16 protein-coding genes are annotated in these 17346 nt (G+C 39.6%); 3 read left to right on the top strand and 13 right to left on the bottom strand.

The genetic code is table 11. The annotated features are described in order from the left end of the window. Positions 1-98: 98 nt before the first annotated feature. The 9 genes from ACGHEH_RS10215 to ACGHEH_RS10255 all read right to left on the bottom strand — a co-directional run bounded on the left by ACGHEH_RS10215 (position 99) and on the right by ACGHEH_RS10255 (position 10027). Positions 99-545 carry a hypothetical protein gene (locus ACGHEH_RS10215; protein WP_390444796.1) on the bottom strand — a complete coding sequence of 149 codons (447 nt, stop codon included), beginning with the start codon at positions 543-545 and terminating at the stop codon, positions 99-101. A gap of 126 nt (positions 546-671) precedes the next feature. Then, positions 672-872 carry a hypothetical protein gene (locus ACGHEH_RS10220; protein WP_390444799.1) on the bottom strand — a complete coding sequence of 67 codons (201 nt, stop codon included), beginning with the start codon at positions 870-872 and terminating at the stop codon, positions 672-674. Positions 873-991: 119 nt separating this feature from the next. Beyond that, positions 992-1492, bottom strand: a complete 501-nt coding sequence (locus tag ACGHEH_RS10225) for a hypothetical protein (RefSeq protein WP_390444802.1) — start codon at positions 1490-1492, stop codon at positions 992-994. Between the two features lie 41 nt (positions 1493-1533). Next, a complete protein-coding gene (locus tag ACGHEH_RS10230; protein ID WP_390444805.1) occupies positions 1534-4014 on the bottom strand; it encodes a prolyl oligopeptidase family serine peptidase in 2481 nt (826 codons plus the stop codon). A gap of 273 nt (positions 4015-4287) precedes the next feature. Then, positions 4288-5220, bottom strand: coding sequence for a YeiH family protein (locus ACGHEH_RS10235; protein WP_390444809.1), 933 nt, complete (start codon positions 5218-5220; stop codon positions 4288-4290). 76 nt (positions 5221-5296) lie between these two features. Beyond that, positions 5297-6436, bottom strand: a complete 1140-nt coding sequence (locus tag ACGHEH_RS10240) for a 5-(carboxyamino)imidazole ribonucleotide synthase (protein ID WP_390444811.1) — start codon at positions 6434-6436, stop codon at positions 5297-5299. Position 6437: 1 nt separating this feature from the next. Further along, on the bottom strand, positions 6438-6920 hold the full coding sequence (purE, locus tag ACGHEH_RS10245) for a 5-(carboxyamino)imidazole ribonucleotide mutase (RefSeq protein WP_130254288.1): 483 nt from the start codon (positions 6918-6920) through the stop codon (positions 6438-6440). A 136-nt stretch (positions 6921-7056) separates the two neighbouring features. Then, positions 7057-8649, bottom strand: coding sequence for an ABC-F family ATPase (locus ACGHEH_RS10250; RefSeq protein WP_390445184.1), 1593 nt, complete (start codon positions 8647-8649; stop codon positions 7057-7059). Between the two features lie 91 nt (positions 8650-8740). Continuing rightward, positions 8741-10027: an HD domain-containing phosphohydrolase gene (locus ACGHEH_RS10255; RefSeq protein ID WP_390444814.1), complete on the bottom strand. Its 1287-nt coding sequence runs from the start codon at positions 10025-10027 to the stop codon at positions 8741-8743. A 109-nt stretch (positions 10028-10136) separates the two neighbouring features. Here ACGHEH_RS10255 and ACGHEH_RS10260 point away from each other — a divergent pair, with 109 nt between their 5' ends. Both ACGHEH_RS10260 and ACGHEH_RS10265 read left to right on the top strand, forming a co-directional pair. After that, the gene (locus ACGHEH_RS10260) at positions 10137-10679 is read left to right on the top strand and encodes a heme NO-binding domain-containing protein (RefSeq protein WP_349287275.1); all 543 of its coding nucleotides are present in this window, start codon (positions 10137-10139) and stop codon (positions 10677-10679) included. Next, positions 10676-12178, top strand: coding sequence for a sensor histidine kinase (locus ACGHEH_RS10265; protein ID WP_390444817.1), 1503 nt, complete (start codon positions 10676-10678; stop codon positions 12176-12178). The genes ACGHEH_RS10260 and ACGHEH_RS10265 overlap by 4 nt, the downstream gene beginning before the upstream one ends. A 106-nt stretch (positions 12179-12284) precedes the next feature. Here ACGHEH_RS10265 and bioD read toward each other — a convergent pair whose 3' ends face one another. Genes bioD through bioB form a run of 4 tightly spaced genes read right to left on the bottom strand, consistent with a single transcriptional unit; the run spans position 12285 to position 15912 of the window. Next, a complete protein-coding gene (gene bioD, locus ACGHEH_RS10270) occupies positions 12285-12968 on the bottom strand; it encodes a dethiobiotin synthase (RefSeq protein WP_390444819.1) in 684 nt (227 codons plus the stop codon). Then, the gene (locus tag ACGHEH_RS10275; RefSeq protein ID WP_390444822.1) at positions 12968-13729 is read right to left on the bottom strand and encodes a methyltransferase domain-containing protein; all 762 of its coding nucleotides are present in this window, start codon (positions 13727-13729) and stop codon (positions 12968-12970) included. The genes bioD and ACGHEH_RS10275 overlap by 1 nt, the downstream gene beginning before the upstream one ends. Further along, positions 13726-14874, bottom strand: coding sequence for an aminotransferase class I/II-fold pyridoxal phosphate-dependent enzyme (locus ACGHEH_RS10280; protein WP_390444824.1), 1149 nt, complete (start codon positions 14872-14874; stop codon positions 13726-13728). The genes ACGHEH_RS10275 and ACGHEH_RS10280 overlap by 4 nt, the downstream gene beginning before the upstream one ends. Before the next feature lie 3 nt (positions 14875-14877). After that, positions 14878-15912: a biotin synthase BioB gene (gene bioB, locus ACGHEH_RS10285; RefSeq protein WP_390444826.1), complete on the bottom strand. Its 1035-nt coding sequence runs from the start codon at positions 15910-15912 to the stop codon at positions 14878-14880. Positions 15913-16035: 123 nt separating this feature from the next. Here bioB and bioA point away from each other — a divergent pair, with 123 nt between their 5' ends. Then, entirely contained in the window at positions 16036-17331 is a 1296-nt protein-coding gene (gene bioA, locus ACGHEH_RS10290) for an adenosylmethionine--8-amino-7-oxononanoate transaminase (protein ID WP_390444829.1), read from the top strand. Positions 17332-17346 lie beyond the last annotated feature (15 nt).

Consider the following 17346-nt stretch of genomic DNA (forward strand, 5'->3'; position numbering starts at 1 on the left):
GCAAAGCTAATAAACGCCGAATTTAGAGCTGCTGTCAGATCTTCTTGTTGTCGAAGGCACCCATTGCTTAACAAAGGTGAGTCCATGTAGCTCGGTTATTAATCTCTGTTTAATTGCTTGTTTGGTGTGTAAGAATCCAAGTACTCACCTACCCGACCACCAAATAGCGAAGGTGATGTATAATGTATTTTACGTTTAACATATGAGCAAGACTCTTTAACTCTGTCGCTGCTCTCAGATTGCCATAATGCCTTGTCAGTATTTTTTACTATTTCATTTAATGGTTGCTTGCCGATAATAACTGCTTTATCGATGAGCTGTTTGTTACTTAAGTACCACTCATTTATTTCTTCTTGGATTGCGCTATCACAGTATTCTTTTAAAGATAATATGTAGCTAAAAACCTGACGAGCCCTTAATGCAGCATCTTGATATGAGCAAACACCATCTCGCCTTTGCTTGCCATCAGGGACTGCTGCACAAGGTTCAACAGCAGAAACTTTGAATGAAAATAGCAAAAGCAAAGTTAGTAAGACAATCTTCATTAGCACCTAACGCTTGCCTAACCGGCGTAAAATAGCAGGCTAAAATTAGCGACGAAGGAGCACAAGCCTGCTGTTTTGCGTCCTATAGTTTAGGTACTTGTTATGTACGTGTAACTGATTAACCTATTACTGTTTAATTTCTTTAAGAAAAGAAACCAAAAACCTTTTGGCAAGCATGATTGGAACACCGCCGAATACAAACGCAAAAGATGTCATATCAAGTGCGTGCTTGTATGTTTCGTAACTAAGAATGGCAAATAAGAAGGTAATTACAGCCAAAAAAGATGATGCCTGAAAGAGCTCAATAATAAAAAGTTTGAAATTCATGATATTCCTTATGTTGTTGGTAACTTAATAAATGAGTACAAAACGCTTAAAAATGCTTGGCTATACTTGTGAGCGTAGCGAACCAAGCCAAGCGTTTTTAGTCCGATTTGATTTTCTTGTTAGGCTACACTTTCATCGTGTTTTTTGACTATATCTAAGCAGTAAACAAAGGATAAACCCGTTTTATTTCTGAGTAATTTTGCAGCTTTAGTATGGTCTCCACTTAAAATAGCGGTGTGAATTTCTTCATTGAATTGTTCAGACCAATCGATTTCTTTTTGGGATAAGAGAATTTTTAATTTTGCGTCTATTTCAAACAATTTCACCATTATGAAAAAGAAGCTCAAGCAAATTGCGAAAATGATTAAATAGTTCCAATCCATGAATTCAACCTTGATGTAGCCTAAAAGCTTATTATCTCCCAAACTGCCAGTATAAATACCGACAAAACGGGCTATATTACGTGTCCCAATATTCACACAAGAAAAGTTTTTTGTAAACATGAGTTTATAATGTCCAATTTTGTTAACCTGTGAAAAATGGATAAAACGCGCTGCAATAATGTTATTGGACGAAATCAAATAACTGTACAAATAAACAGTTTTATTTTTAATTCCCATAAAAAAGGGCCGATAAAGGCCCTTACTATTCATTTTATATTTTAAAGATGCTCTTTAAACAACTTATAAATACGACGGTACTCGTCTAACCAACCCGTTGGTTGCCTAAATCCATGTGGCTCAACTGGATAAATCGCTGTTTCGAAGTTTTCTTTCTCAAGCTCGATAAAGCGCTGTACGAGTCGAACTACGTCTTGGAAGAAAACATTATCATCAACCATTGGTGCGTTGATAAGTAATGGCTTTTCTAAGCCTTCAGCAAAGTAGATTGGAGAACTACGACGATACGCAATCGGGTCTACATCTGGATGGTTAAGAATGTTAGACGTGTATGGCGTATTGTAGTATGCCCAATCAGACACTGGTCGTAGTGCTGCGCCCGCTTGGAATAGTTCAGGCTTTGTAAGCAATGCCATAAATGTCATAAAGCCACCGTAAGAACCACCATAGGTACCTACTGCGCCAGTATCAACATTCACATTTTCAGCCATCCATTTAACACCGTCTTCTAAATCTTGAATTTCAGGTGTGCCCATTTGGCGGTAAATAGCTGTACGCCAATCACGGCCGTAACCTTTAGACGCTCTGTAATCCATATCCATTACTACATAGCCTTCGCTTGCTAATAGTGAATGGAACATAAACTCACGGAAGTAACCAGACCAACCCATGTGTGAGTTTTGCAGGTAACCCGCACCATGGTTGAAAATAACGGCTTTACGTGTTTTGCCAGTCTCACCTTCTACGTAGTCAGCTGGGTAATATACTTTTGCATAGATTGGTTGTTCTGTATGACTTGAAGGCACTGCAACGATTTTTGGCGCGATTAGTTTTTTATTTAAGAACTCGTCAGAAACAGTATTTGTTAATCGTGTTACTTGTGCGTTTGGCTTAGCATCTGCAACATATAGTTCATTAGGCATCATGATCTTTGAGTGATTAAGCAATAATTTTTGCTCATCTTGGCTCAATTCATAATCCGTCATACCATCTAAGTCAGTCAGCGCCACTTTTTCAGCAGTTCGTGTGTTCACACGGTAAACTTCGTAAATGCCTGGGTGCTTAACATTCGCCTTAAAGTAAATTTGCGAATCATCTTTGCTCAGCGTTAAGTGTGAAACAACAAATTGACCTTTAGTAAGTTGCTTGGCTTTGCCATTTAAAGGTTTAGCATAAATATGGCTGTAACCTGTTTCTTCAGACAAGTAATACAAGGTATCTGAATTGTTCATCCAGCCAAAGTCATTGTACGTGTAGTTCACCCATGCATCGTCGTGTAAACGATGTTGTGATTTGAACTCGTTATTCTCAAAATCAACGGTTGCGATCCAACGGTCTTTGTTGTCCCATGCTTCAAGCATTACCGCAACTTGAGAGCCCGACGTATTCCACTGAACCGCACTTTGATCCCAACCCCAGTCCATCATCAAGTTAATATGACGAGGCTCACGTTTTGATTCGTAAGTTCTACCTTCAGCTTTTGCATTCTCTGCTTTCTCAGCTGCTAAAACATCTTCATCAAAACCAGGTAGTGTTTCATAACTTAAAGTTGTTTGTGCTTTAGTTGCGATATCAATGAAGATGACATCTGAGCTAGATGGTTTCGAATCAGCTACGCGACGACGAGCAGGCACTGCTTCGATGTCACCGTTTTGTGACACATAGTTAGGCATAATGTCTGTATCAGCGCGCCATGGTGTGCTCTTTGTCACAACAGCGATAAGTTTATCGCCTTCTGGAGAAAGGCTTGCTTCTACAAGGCGGTTACCTTTACCTAGATAAAATTGATTAGATGCAATTGTGTCATTTTCAGTATTTAATTGCGCTTTGCGTTGCTCTTTATCTAGCGCGTTTTTATGCGTTAGCTTTACAAAATCAATCAGCTTGTGTTGCTCTTTAGCGATGTAAGTTGATGGCTCTTGCGTACCTTTAGGTTTGTCAGCTAGATGTAATTTAACAAGCTCTTTAGTAAGACCTGAATTAATATCTACGCTAAAGAAGCTATTACCAGTGCGATAAGCTAATTCACCAGAATTTAAAAACTGTAAAGAGCGCGCTCTATCAGAGCTCTGTGTAAGCTGTTTGATTGCGCCCGTTTTGATGTTCTTAACAAACACATTGCCTTCAAACGTATAGGCTTGCACTGCACCATCTTTTGAATAAACCGCGTTTTTTGCACCAACTGTATGAAGTTGGTTTAATACAACTTGCGTAGGCGCTTTACCAGCTGTAACAGCAAACGTATCGCGTAATTCATTACCCGCTTGCTTGCGGTTGAAAATCACAGTTTGGCTATCTGCAGCCCAAAATGCGCGCTCAGGTTGACGACCCAACCAATCAGGGTGTGCCATTGCTTGCTTTAATGTGATGTTCTCACCACCAAAATCTAATGGCGTTGCTACAACAGGGGCGAAGTTTGAAGCTGGTTCAGCCTTGACCGCGTCTGTAGATGTGGTTGTTTGACAACCTGTTAAGAACAGGCTCGCTGCAACCGCAGCTGAAATTAGAGAGTGTTTGATCATAGTTATTCTTCAACTTGTTAGACTAGGTCAATTTAAGCAAATGCGAAGATAGAATACGAATAATTTTAGATAAAATAACAATAATTAAGGAAGTGCGTAGCGCTTAGACTAAAAACATTGTAATTATGAACATAAAAAAGGCCAGCATAGGATGCTGGCCAAATACTCTCTGCGCTCACATAGTCGTTGATGAACAACGATTATGAAATGAGGCCTATCCGCGCCTCATTACCTAAGACTAGTCCATTTTTGAAAAGTTCCAAGAAAATTGTATTAATTTATCACCCCATCGATTATCAGGAGTAAAATGACTGAACTGACAATGCCCCAAAGTAAGGTTGCCATCGCTAGAGGGCGCCACCCTGTTTGTTTTAACATAGACAGAGACACACTTGATCCGACCAAAAATAAACAGGCATAAAGTACATGTTTTGCTCCTGCATAACCCAACTGCCAAAAAGTCGAATATTCAGGAAAGTAGGTATTAATAAGGGCTGCTAATAAAAAGCCGACAATAAAAAGAGGAATACTTGCCTTTTCTTCACTTTTCCAAAATACACCAGCTAATGCTGTATATGGGATGATCCACATTGCACGTGTGAGCTTAATTGTCGTTGCAATACCAACAGCGATTGGACCGTAAGTCGAGGCTGTTGCAACCACACTGCTCGTATCATGGATCGCAAGCGCAGCCCAAATCGCAAATTGTTCTTGGGTTAACTCAAAGTAATGCCCGATTGCAGGAAAAATCAGCAAAGCTAAGCCATTTAATAGAAATACTATGGCCAATGACACCGCAATCTCGTGCTGTTTAGCTTTTATTACCGGGGCCATTGCTGCAATTGCGCTGCCTCCACAAATAGCAGTACCAAAAGACAATAACACACTGGTATTTTTATTTACTTTAAAGAGCTGCCCTAAAATTTCACCGAGCCCTATTATAGCTGTAATACTCACAATGGTGAGAACAAACGAGCTTCGCCCGACTTCAAGTACATCATTAAAGTCGACATTAAATCCTAGACCTATCACAGCTAATTTTAATAACCATTTACTGGCTTGATTACTTAAAGACAAATATGGGTTAGTAAAAATCAGTGTGAAAGCAAGACCAAGAAGAAGAGAAAATGCAGGACCTATAAACCCTGTTAGACAAAGTACAAAGAATCCAATAAACGAAAACTGTTTAATAGACTGACTAGTCACTTTACAAAAGCCTTATTTAGTTTATTGAATTCAGATAACTTGAGTCAAAAAAGCCGAGTTAAACTCGGCTTTTTTATTATAGTGCTTTTAACTGCTCAGAAGTTGCCTGAACACCCGGGTAATCTTGCTCTGGCAGTAATTGAGCCAGTTCAGAGAGTTTATCACCAAGCTCTGATAAACTATTAGCAGAAACATTAATATGTCCCATCTTACGGCCTGGTTTTGCTGATTTGCCATACCAGTGGCTGGTTGTATCAGCAACAGCCAATACGTCAGTTGGAATATTTGCTTGCCCTAGCACGTTGATCATCGCGGTTGGACGATTCAAAACCGTTGAACCGAGTGGTAGGCCTGTAACGGCGCGCATGTGGTTTTCGAATTGGCTAACATGACATCCCTGCTGAGTCCAATGACCCGAGTTATGTACACGTGGCGCAATTTCATTTACCAACAAAGTGCCATCTACATCGAAAAACTCAATGGCTAATACGCCAACATACTCTAATGCATTGGCGATAGCGTTAAACGCAGACTCTGCTTGCGCTTGAATTGCATTTTTCTCTTTACCCACGATTGAAAGTGTTAATACCCCATTGGTATGTTGGTTTTCAGTCAGAGGGTAGATTGCAGTTTCACCATTTTTTGAACGTACACCTATGATGGAAACTTCACGATCAAATGGGATCATTTTTTCTGCAATAATTTGATGAGATGCATCTTTCGTTAAAAATTCAGACATCTCAGCCCAAATTTGCTCAACGTCATCCAGCGACTTTACACGCCACTGCCCTTTACCGTCGTAACCCGCTTGGCAAGTTTTAACGACTAGCGGCATTTCGAGTTCTTCAATTGAATCTAGCAAGTGCTGTTTTTCAGTGATAATTTTATAAGGCGCGCAGGCAACTTTGGCAGTATCAAGAAGCGCTTTTTCTTTCGCTCTATCACCACCCGTTGCTATGGCTTCAGTGCCTGGGTAAAACTTACCACTTTGATCACATAGCTTTAGAATATCTAAAGGAATATGCTCGAACTCAGCAGTAATTGCATCTGCTGAGTCAATGGCTTGTTGTAATGACTGATCAACTGTTAAAAAAGTAACAGGATCGATAACTTTTTCAGAGCCAACATCGTAAGCTGTAACATGAATGTCTAAATTCTTCGATGACAAGCTCATCATTCGCGCAAGTTGCCCTGCGCCAAGGACTAAAACGTTCATATTACTCAGCAGGATTTGGGTTAGCTAAAATTGTTTCTGTTTGTTCTTTACGAAAAGCTTCAACTTTTGCAAAGATTTCTGGTTGTTGGCAACCTAAAATCTGAGCAGCAAGTAAGCCCGCGTTAGCCGCACCCGCATCACCAATTGCCAACGTACCTACTGCTACACCTTTTGGCATTTGGCAAATTGAAAGTAATGAATCAACACCGTTTAGTGTTTTTGATTTAACTGGTACACCCAGCACTGGTAAGCTTGTGAAAGCTGCAGCCATACCTGGAAGGTGTGCAGCGCCACCAGCACCAGCAATGATAATTTTGATACCACGATCAGCTGCGCTTGACGCGTAATCAGCTAGAAGTTGAGGTGTACGGTGAGCCGAAACTACTTTTGTTTCATAGTCGATGCCAAACTTGTCCAGCATGTCTGCTGCATGTTGCATAGTAGGCCAGTCTGATTTTGAGCCCATGATAATGCCAACCGTCATAATAAATCCTCAGAAGTTTTGAACGATAGAAAAACAAACTGCAGGCTCTTATTGGGGGTAAGCCTGCAGTTTCTATGTGGGTATTATACCTATCTAGTTAGGTAATACCATTGAAAAGTACCATTGTATAAAGCGGTTAGTTAGTCGCCTCTTGTTGTGCAAGGTACTCGTCATATGTCCCTTTAAAGTCTATCACTTTACCGTCTTTAATTTCCCAAATACGAGTTGCAAGTGATGATACAAACTGACGGTCATGTGACACAAACAACAATGTACCTTCGTACTGCTCAAGTGCTAAGTTAAGTGCTTCGATTGATTCCATGTCCATGTGGTTTGTAGGTTCATCCATCAACAAAATATTATGCTTGTGCATCATTAATTTGCCAAACAACATACGACCTTGCTCTCCACCTGATAGAACTTTTACTGACTTTTTGATGTCATTTTGTGAAAACAGCATACGGCCTAAGAAACCACGAACCACTTGCTCGTCGTCACCTTCTTGTTGCCATTGCTCCATCCACTGAAATACAGTTTGGTCTTTTTCAAACTCATCAGCATGGTCTTGTGCATAGTAACCAATGTTCGAATTCTCAGACCATTTAAACTCACCTGTTTTAGGCGCTAAACGACCCGCTAAAGTGTGTAGTAACGTTGATTTACCCACACCATTCTCACCTATGATAGCGATACGCTCACCCACTTCAACTAAGCCTTCTAAGCCTGAGAATAAAGTGCTGTCATAACCCTGTGACACATTGGTAATTTCAAGCGCATTTCTGAAAAGCTGTTTACTTTGTTCAAAACGAATGAAAGGCGATTGACGAGACGATGCTTTAACTTCATCAAGTTGAATTTTATCAATCTGTTTTGCACGAGATGTGGCTTGTTTTGCTTTTGAAGCATTTGCCGAGAAACGAGATACGAATTGTTGAAGTTCTGCAATTTGCGCTTTCTTCTTAGCATTCTCATTTAATAGCTTTTCACGTGCTTGAGTCGCAGCGAACATATACTCGTCATAGTTGCCTGGATAGACACGTAATTCACCGTAGTCGATGTCAGCCATATGCGTACAAACAGAGTTTAAAAAATGACGGTCGTGGGAAATAATTAACATGGTGCAATCACGCTGGTTAAGTACTTCTTCTAACCATTTGATTGTATAAATGTCCAAGTTGTTGGTTGGTTCGTCTAGTAGCATGATATCAGGATCTGCAAATAGCACCTGAGCAAGAAGAACACGTAACTTGAAGCCCGGTGCAACTTCTGACATTAAGCCATAATGTTGCTCAGTACCAATACCAACACCTAAAAGCAACTCACCTGCTTTTGCTTCAGCCGAGTAACCATCCATTTCTGCAAATTGCGTTTCAAGATCGGCCACTTTCATACCATCTTCTTCACTCATTTCTGGTAAAGAATAGATACGGTCACGTTCAGCTTTAATTTCCCACAGCTCTTTATGACCCATAATAACCGTATCAATGACTGTGTATTGCTCGTAAGCAAACTGATCCTGATTAAGCTTCGCTAAACGAATATTTGGAGCTACACTCACGTTACCTGCAGAAGGCTCAAGCTCAGAACCTAATATCTTCATGAATGTCGATTTACCACACCCATTGGCACCGATTAGACCGTAGCGATTTCCATCACCAAATTTAACAGAAATATTTTCAAAAAGTGGTTTTGCACCAAACTGCATGGTGACATTAGATACGTTTAAAATAACGAGCTCCAAATAGCATATAAAATAAAACTAGCGCTATTTTAAACTAAAGGTTTTTTGAGAGCCACCAGAGAGTGGCTAAGAATAGAAACTAATGTACGAACACGTTAAAAATATAATTCCAGTCTTTTTGATACTTTTGTAGCTTTTCAATGATGCTTGGTGTGATTTCGGTACCAGCAGTTAAAATCACCGCACCTTGTTTGTTCAATAAATCCTGTGTTAAGTGCATACCTGTTTCTAAACAACTAACTCCCACACATACGTCAATATCATGATTTTCAAATACTTTGCCGCTAGACAGTAATTCGAAATACACATCTAGGATATGTGGGTCATAAAACTCAGTTTCCAAGGTTTTCATGGTTAGCATAGCTTGATCTTGCTGCATCTTCTCACCAGTAATACGACCGATTAATAACTTGTCGTAATCATTTACTATAGTGAGAATACGACTGATAGTCGGTATGTTGTCTGCGATTAAATGATCCGGTAGCCCGGTGCCATTATAGTGCTCATATTGGTGCAAAATACCTTTGCCTATAATTTGCAAATTAGGCAGCTTTTGAAGGATTTCAGCACCTTTGATGGCATTTTGCTGCTTTGCTATAAGTTGTTCTTTCATCAATTCATTTTCAGTGCACTTAACAAGCTCATCAGGTAAAGACACTTTGCCAATTTCATGCATCAATCCAGCTAAATAGGCTTGAGTAATAAGTGGCTTTTCTAACCCTAGGTGCTTGGCAACTAAACGGCAATGTGATGCTACGCGTTTTATGTGGCCATCATCACTGCCTGTTGTGTCTTCAATGATTAGGTTGATCATCTCGATGACGTCATGGAACAGTTTGCGCTGCTTTTGATTAACGTTTTTTAGTTTGTCAGTAAGTTGAGAGAGTGATGAAGTTCGAGCCTGAACTTTACTTTCTAGTTCATCGTTGTAACTTTGTAATTGTTTATTTTTTTCTTCCAGCTCATTTTGCAAACGAATTACAGACTGCTTCAATTGATACTGTTCGCAAGCCTGCATGACTATTTCTTTTAAATCGTCATTGCGCCAAGGCTTGCTGACATAGTTCGAAATCTTGCCTTCATTTATTGCTAAAGCAGTTGAGTCGATGTCTGAGTAGCCCGTTAAAAGAATACGAGCTGTATTTGGATTAATAATAAAAGCCTGAGCAAGCAGCTCTGCACCACTCATCAATGGCATTTTCATGTCTGAAATGATAACCGCAAACTCTTGCTGTTTTAAAACTTCTACAGCTTCAAGTGGTTTATCACACACAGTCACTTCAAACTCCTTTCTAAACAGGCGTTTTAAAGCGTTAAGTACTTGTGTCTCATCATCCACAATTAAAATTGGCAACTTATCAGACATTCAATAAAACCTTATGTTTCTACAAATGATTTTAAAACATTGCGTTATGTAAAAAGTGACACTATTTTAGAAATATATCAACCTCATAACGCGAAATGTGGAGATTTATATGAAAGGCAGTGTTTTCAACGCGCTACAAGAGTTTGTGGAAAATAATCATGGCTTAGAAGCATGGGACACCATGTTAAATACACTCGACCTTCCCTCTCAAGGGATCTACACATCTTCTATTAAATACGATGACAGCGAATTGTTCAGCATCGTAACCTATTATTGTGAAGCATTAAACGTACCAGCCCCAGATTTACTTAGGACGTTTGGTGAGTTTTTATTTAAGAAACTCATGCCTATGGCACCCAGTGAGGCAAAACGAGCGCCATCACTTCATGCGTTTTTATACATGGTTGATAATTTAATTCACATCGAGGTAAAAAAATTCTACGCAGATTCAAATTTACCGGAGATTGATTACAAAGACCAAAACGACCAGCACCTCACTATGATTTATCGCTCAGAGCGAAAACTATGTCATTTGTCAGAAGGCCTTATTTTAGGGGCTGCAAAACATTTCGGTGAAGAAGTATCGATTTCTCAATCTCAATGTTTACACGACGGTGATGAAGCCTGCCATATAGAAGTAAGGTTTCTATGAGTGAAGAAGCACAAAACAAAATAGACGTACTTGAACGCGCATTAAGAAGAGAGCGAGCAGCTAGAAAGCTCGCCGAAATGCAGCTCGAAAACTATACTCGGGAGCTTTTAGAACAAGAAGTTTTAAATGATGAAACGCGTATGGAAGTCGAAAATCAACAAACTCAACTGTCTTTTTTAACTGGCCTATTAGCTGAAACCTGGAGCAAACCAACGCTTAATAAGATTGTTGAAAACTACTTAGAAAGAACCTGTGCGTTTTTATCAAAACCAGATAATTTATTTATTGAACTCGATAATCTATGTAATTACGGTCAATTTCAATACTATACTCAATCTAGTACCGAATCTGAAATTAATGAGCACTTGCAACTGTTAAAGTCCTTTCTTGCTCAACTTGATAGAGAAAAGGTATTCGATTTGTTACTGCAAGAACAAGAAACACAACTCATAGATACCAGTGACATAAGTAACGAAGCGGTAGGCTTTTATCAATTTTGTGTGATGGTGCCGTTATATACACTCACGCTCGAAGATAAAAAAACGGTTGGTGTTGCAGTTTTACTCTACGAAGACCAACAAGATATCAATATCACCAAGCTGCAAACCCTTGAATCTTCAAGAAGTATGCTTTCTATCGCCATAGAAAGAAAGAGAGCTGAAGAGGAACTTCAACAGCAACTTATGAACCTTGAAGAAACAAATAAAGTTTTAGAACAAACACAATTGCAATTGGTTGGGCAAGAAAAGCTCGCATCATTAGGTTACTTAGCCGCAGGTGTTGCCCATGAAATTAACAATCCGGTAGGCTTTGTAATAAGTAACCTCGATACCATGGCTGACTATATCAAAGATATTAAATCTGCTTTGCAGCCGCTTACTGATGAGCGTTCGAATACCTCGCTGTCAACTTTAAATAAAAATTACGAAGAATTTGAGTTGCCATTTTTGTTTGAGGACAGTGATGAAATTTTAAAATCTTCAGTCGAAGGCTTAGAGCGAGTCAAAGCCATTGTGGCTGATTTGAGTACTTTCTCCCGGATGGACAACGATGAATTAGAGCCTATTGATGTAACTAAAGTCATCAATAAATCTCTTAATATGGTAAGCAATGAATTCAAATATAAACACCATATCGAAACGGACCTGTTAGAAAGCGCCACGATTTTAGGAATAGAAAGTAAATTACAACAAGTCTTTGTTAATCTGTTCGTAAACGCAAAACAAGCTATGGCTGAGGGTGGTACCTTGTTCGTACGATGTTATAGAGAGCGTACAAAAATCATTGTTCGAGTAAAAGATGAAGGTAAAGGCATATCTCGTGAAAACCTAAAAGAGATTTTTACTCCTTTTTTCACTACTAAAGCGCCCGGTGAAGGGACTGGTTTAGGTTTGTCTATTTCATACAGTATTTTGCAGCAACATAATGCAAAAGTTGAAGTATTGAGTGAGCCAGATAAGGGCACCGAATTTGTGATCTCATTCTTCGAATTTTTCTAATTAAAATTCAGATTATTCGTAATTAAATTAAAACCAAAAATAAAAAGTGATATCTATTGAGATATCACTTTTTACATTAAAATTAAACTTGCCTTAAACCACGCGCTTACAAGTTAATTGCAAAAAGATCGGTTAGTGCCTTATAAATTTTCAATTTTGCTTTGCTTTTTGCAAATGGTGCAACAGCCAATAAAGGCGCGTCAATACGTGATTTTAAGCTTTCAAGGTTGGCATCAAACTCTGACATATCTGGGTCAATTTCATTTGCAATCCAGCCCACACATTTTACCCCTTGGGCTTTTAGCGCTTCAATTGTAAGCAGCGTGTGATTCAAACAGCCTAACTTCATACCGACAACCAAAATAACGGGGAGTTCTCGCGCTTTTACCCAATCAGACAAATATTCCATGTCATTAATTGGCAAAGACCAGCCTCCAGCACCTTCTACAAGAGTGAACTCGGCACCGACGGATAGAATCTCTTTATAATGATGATTAAGTTCTATTTGTGTAATTACTTTGTTTGCACGTTGCGCTGCAATATGGGGCGCGATTGGCGGCTCGAAACAAATTGGATTTATTTGCTCATATTTAGCATGGACATTCGAAGACTCCATTATGTTTAAAGCGTCTTCATTGACCAGTTGACCAAATGCTTCTTCTGCTCCCGCAGCAATAGGCTTAAAACCAATTGCTGAGCGCTTATGTTGGGTCAAAAACTTGAGTAATAAACAAGTAACATGAGTTTTACCGACTTCAGTATCGGTACCTGTGATAAAAAAAGAATTCATTATTTTGTTAACTCCAAAATACCGACTTGGTAGCTAATAACGGCTTTACCTCCTTGTAGTGGAAAAGCTGACAATAGATTTTTATAAGCCGCTTTCCCCAGTAAGCCCTGCTCTTTTTGACAGTCAGTTAAATGATTTGCGCCAATATTTTTCACCGACTTGATGGCATTAATTGGTTTATCGTAATGATCTTGAAGACAGTGCTGATTTGAGTACACCACTTTGAATCCAACGCTTTGTGCAATTTTAATCAACTGAGTTAAATTCAAAAAGTCATTAATGTGTTGTTTATCATCCACTGCTTTCCATGCTTGAGCTATTTCAGACAAAGAGCCATCTAAAACTGTCGATAATAGAACTTGAGACTCTGGCTTACACACTGAATAAAGTGATTTAAATAAAGCTTCAGGTTCTGCGCTCCATTGAATTGCAAAATTTGAAAATACTGCATCGAATACGTTTTCTGTAAAAGGCAGTTTATCCATATCTGCACAAACACGATTCACATTATTCTCAGGATGTGTCTCAGACAACATGCCTAAACTCAGATCCATCGCAACCAGACAGTCACTGTGATGTTTTAGTTTATGCTGATGCAGCATAGGGCCTGCACCAAGGTCAAGCATGACTTGACTGTGCTTATTTAATCTTGAGAATAACAACTCAGCAGCCAACTTTTGAACATGCGCGTGTTGCTTGTACTGCCCTGCGGCTTTTGAAAACTGCTTCGCCGTTGAAAGTTTATCGAGTGTTGCAATCATATTGACACCTTTAAGGCTTTTACAAGCTTTTCAATATCATCATGAGTATGTGCTGCGGTAATTGTGATCCTGAGTCGGGCAGTATTATGTGGCACTGTTGGTGGACGAATAGCTGTTAGCCAAATCCCCTGCTCTTTAAGCTTAGCTTGCGCATTTAATGCATTTTCAGCGCTGCCTAACACAACCGGCTGTATCGCAGTGTCTGACGACATTACGGGAATGTTTGCATCGGCACAAAGCTGCTTGAATAACGCAATATTATTAAACAAGTGCTGTCTCTGTTCTCTCGCGTCAATTACACGTAAAAACTGCTGCTCTGCAGCTTGAACCATGAGCGGAGACATAGACGTCGAGTAAATATAATCACGATTAAACTGAAGTAAAAAGTCGATGACTGATTTACTTGCTAAAACAGCTGCGCCTTGACACGCCATTGCCTTACCAAATGTGATCACCAGAATTTCAGGCTTGCAACCTTGACCAACACTTCCCAGGCCATGTTCGCCCAATACACCAAAACTGTGTGCATCATCTAACATCAGCCAAGCATTATGTTGTTGCTTTAGTTTTTCAAGTTGCTGCAGTGGCGCACAATCTCCATCCATTGAAAACACGCCTTCGCTAATAATTAACTTATTAGCAGCTTTACTTTTTTCTAAACGCTGTCGTAAATGCCCCATGTCATTATGGTTGAAACGGATATGCTTGGCTTCAGATTGCAAAGCCCCATCAATTAAGCTGGCATGGTTAAGTTTGTCTTGGAAAATGGCAGAATCAAGCGCGGCTTTTGAGCCTAAGCTTTGTGAAAAAAGAGACTTGATTACACTGCTATTTGCACTAAAGCCTGTACTAAACAGTAAAGCGGACTCGTAGCCAAAATGTTTGCACAGCAAAGCTTCAAAATCTTTATGGCACTGCTGGTATCCTGTAACAAGTGCCGAGGAACGACTACCTGTTAGTCCACCTTGTAACTCTAAATTAGACCCTAAACCAAGATAATCATTACTGGCAAAGTTTAAATATTGCTTACCCTCTTTGCTCGTTAAAAAGCGTGCGTCACTTGAATCAGCAATCACATGTCGAGCACGCAACAAAGACTCTACTCGTCTTTGTTGCAACGCTACTTGTATAAATTCAAACGCCATTCACTATGCTTCGTAAAATAGCTCTGACGTTGCTTTATCAGCAATTTTTGAACTTAAAGACGCTTCGTATGCTTCATCTGAGTAGTCTTGACGCTTCTCTGGATTCATACCCAGTTTCTTAAGTAAGTTCATATCTGCATCGGCTTCTGGGTTTTCAGTAGTCAATAACTTATCACCGTAGAAAATTGAGTTTGCGCCTGCGAAGAAACACATTGATTGCATTTGCTCATTCATTGCAGTTCGACCCGCTGATAAACGCACATAACTGTGTGGCATCATAATTCGCGCAGTGGCAATCGTACGAATAAATTCAAAATGGTCTAGATCTTCAACGTCTTCAAGTGGTGTACCTTTCACTTTTACAAGCATGTTAATTGGTACACTTTCAGGTTGTTTTGGTAAGTTTGCAAGTTGCATTAATAAACCATAACGATCACCCGCTTGCTCACCCATGCCAACAATACCACCAGAGCATACTTTCATGCCTGCATCACGTACATTTTCTAAGGTATCAAGTCTGTCTTGATAAGTACGTGTTGTGATAATTTGCTGATAATATTCAGGCGAGGTATCTAGGTTATGATTGTAATAATCAAGGCCAGCCTCTCTAAGTGCATGTGCTTTTTCGTTATCAAGCATGCCGAGTGTCATACAGGTTTCTAAACCAAGCTCTTTTACTTCACGCACCATTTTTGAAATGTAAGGCATGTCTCTGTCTTTAGGATCAGACCATGCTGCGCCCATACAGAAGCGTGTTGCGCCTTTTTCACGTGCTAATCTCGCTTGTTCAACAACCTTTTCTACTTCCATTAAGCGTTCACGGTCTAAGTCTGTTTTATAATGCGCTGACTGTGGGCAATATTTACAGTCTTCAGGGCAAGCACCCGTTTTAATTGATAGTAAAGTCGAGATCTGTACTTCGTTTGGATTAAAGTTCTCACGGTGAATACTTGCCGCTTGAAATAGCAAGTCGTTAAACGGCATGTTAAATAGTGCTTTTACTTCTTCGTAAGTCCAATCGTGACGAACTGTAGCCATAATCTGATACTCTTTTTTATTCTTAGCCTGTCTATTAATTAGGCGTTTGATTTGACGGTGATTGGCTTAGTCTACTGAGTGTCGTAGTATTGTCAACGTCACAGCAAAGCTAAAGGTTTACAAGTGAGTAATTTTCAACCTATAGATATCAAATTCGATAAACAGCATATTTGGCACCCATATACGTCTATAGGTGATCCATTACCTGTTTACGGTGTAACACATACAGATAGGAACAAACTTTATCTTGATGATGGCACTGAACTCATCGATGGTATGGCTTCTTGGTGGAGTGCCATTCATGGCTATAATCACCCCAAAATAGTCTCAGCAATACAAAATCAAGCACAAACAATGTGCCACGTTATGTTCGGTGGTATCACACATGCCCCAGCGGTTGAACTATGTAAAAAGCTGGTTGCAATAAGTCCTGAGCCTTTACAAAAAGTGTTTTTAGCCGACAGCGGCTCTGTAAGCGTTGAAGTTGCAATCAAAATGGCATTGCAATATTGGATAAGCAAAGGTGAAACCACTAAAACAAAGCTCATGACCGCCAAAAAAGGCTATCACGGTGATACCTTTGCTGCGATGAGTGTTTGCGACCCAGTAAATTCAATGCACAGTATGTATCAGGGTTTCTTACCTGAACATATCTTTGTCGAAGCACCAAAAGCTGGTTTTTACGATAACGAAAATAAAGCCGAACTTGCAGCGTTAGAACATGCGTTTGAACAATATAGCAATGAAGTCGCCGCTTTTATTATCGAACCCATTGTACAAAACGCTGGTGGTATGAACTTTTATCATCCGTCTTATCTCAAAAAACTCAGAGCACTGTGTGATAAATATCGTGTACTCCTCATTTTAGATGAAATTGCTACCGGCTTTGGTAGAACAGGAAAAATGTTTGCTTGTGAACACGCAAACATCAGTCCAGATATTATGTGTATTGGTAAAGCATTGACTGGTGGTGCGATGACGCTTTCTGCGACATTGGCAACAGAAGACGTCGCTGTCGGGATCAGTCAAGGTGAAGCTGGCGTATTAATGCACGGACCAACGTTTATGGGGAATCCCCTTGCCTGCTCTGCGGCTAATGCAAGTTTAGAGCTGTTACATGAAAACGATTGGCTTTCACAGATTAAAAATATCGAACAGACAATGAATACTTACCTATCTCAATGTTCGCAATTAGAAGCTGTAGAAGATGTCAGAGTGCTCGGTGGGATTGGTGTAGTGCAAGTAAATCGTGCCGTAGATGTTGCTAAGATTCAAAAGTATTTTATTAGAGAACATAAGGTTTGGATCAGACCGTTTGGCAACCTCATATATATAATGCCACCTTATATTAGCTCAGATAACGACATTATGGCTTTATGCTCTGCAATTTACCAAGCTATCAGCACAGAAAAATACTAAAGCTAATAATCAAAA

This window comes from Pseudoalteromonas sp. MTN2-4, from assembly GCF_042848605.1.
In the GTDB taxonomy this organism is placed as follows: domain Bacteria; phylum Pseudomonadota; class Gammaproteobacteria; order Enterobacterales; family Alteromonadaceae; genus Pseudoalteromonas.

Excerpts from the sequence above, each read along its gene's own strand:
- bioB (WP_390444826.1), bottom strand. The coding sequence starts at position 15,912 with ATGGCTACAGTTCGTCACGATTGGACTTACGAAGAAGTAAAAGCACTA.
- ACGHEH_RS10280 (WP_390444824.1), bottom strand. The coding sequence starts at position 14,874 with ATGGCGTTTGAATTTATACAAGTAGCGTTGCAACAAAGACGAGTAGAG.
- ACGHEH_RS10260 (WP_349287275.1), top strand. The coding sequence starts at position 10,137 with ATGAAAGGCAGTGTTTTCAACGCGCTACAAGAGTTTGTGGAAAATAAT.
- ACGHEH_RS10220 (WP_390444799.1), bottom strand. The coding sequence starts at position 872 with ATGAATTTCAAACTTTTTATTATTGAGCTCTTTCAGGCATCATCTTTT.
- ACGHEH_RS10265 (WP_390444817.1), top strand. The coding sequence starts at position 10,676 with ATGAGTGAAGAAGCACAAAACAAAATAGACGTACTTGAACGCGCATTA.
- ACGHEH_RS10240 (WP_390444811.1), bottom strand. The coding sequence starts at position 6,436 with ATGAACGTTTTAGTCCTTGGCGCAGGGCAACTTGCGCGAATGATGAGC.
- bioD (WP_390444819.1), bottom strand. The coding sequence starts at position 12,968 with ATGAATTCTTTTTTTATCACAGGTACCGATACTGAAGTCGGTAAAACT.
- ACGHEH_RS10275 (WP_390444822.1), bottom strand. The coding sequence starts at position 13,729 with ATGATTGCAACACTCGATAAACTTTCAACGGCGAAGCAGTTTTCAAAA.
- ACGHEH_RS10230 (WP_390444805.1), bottom strand. The coding sequence starts at position 4,014 with ATGATCAAACACTCTCTAATTTCAGCTGCGGTTGCAGCGAGCCTGTTC.
- purE (WP_130254288.1), bottom strand. The coding sequence starts at position 6,920 with ATGACGGTTGGCATTATCATGGGCTCAAAATCAGACTGGCCTACTATG.
- ACGHEH_RS10225 (WP_390444802.1), bottom strand. The coding sequence starts at position 1,492 with ATGGGAATTAAAAATAAAACTGTTTATTTGTACAGTTATTTGATTTCG.
- ACGHEH_RS10215 (WP_390444796.1), bottom strand. The coding sequence starts at position 545 with ATGAAGATTGTCTTACTAACTTTGCTTTTGCTATTTTCATTCAAAGTT.
- ACGHEH_RS10255 (WP_390444814.1), bottom strand. The coding sequence starts at position 10,027 with ATGTCTGATAAGTTGCCAATTTTAATTGTGGATGATGAGACACAAGTA.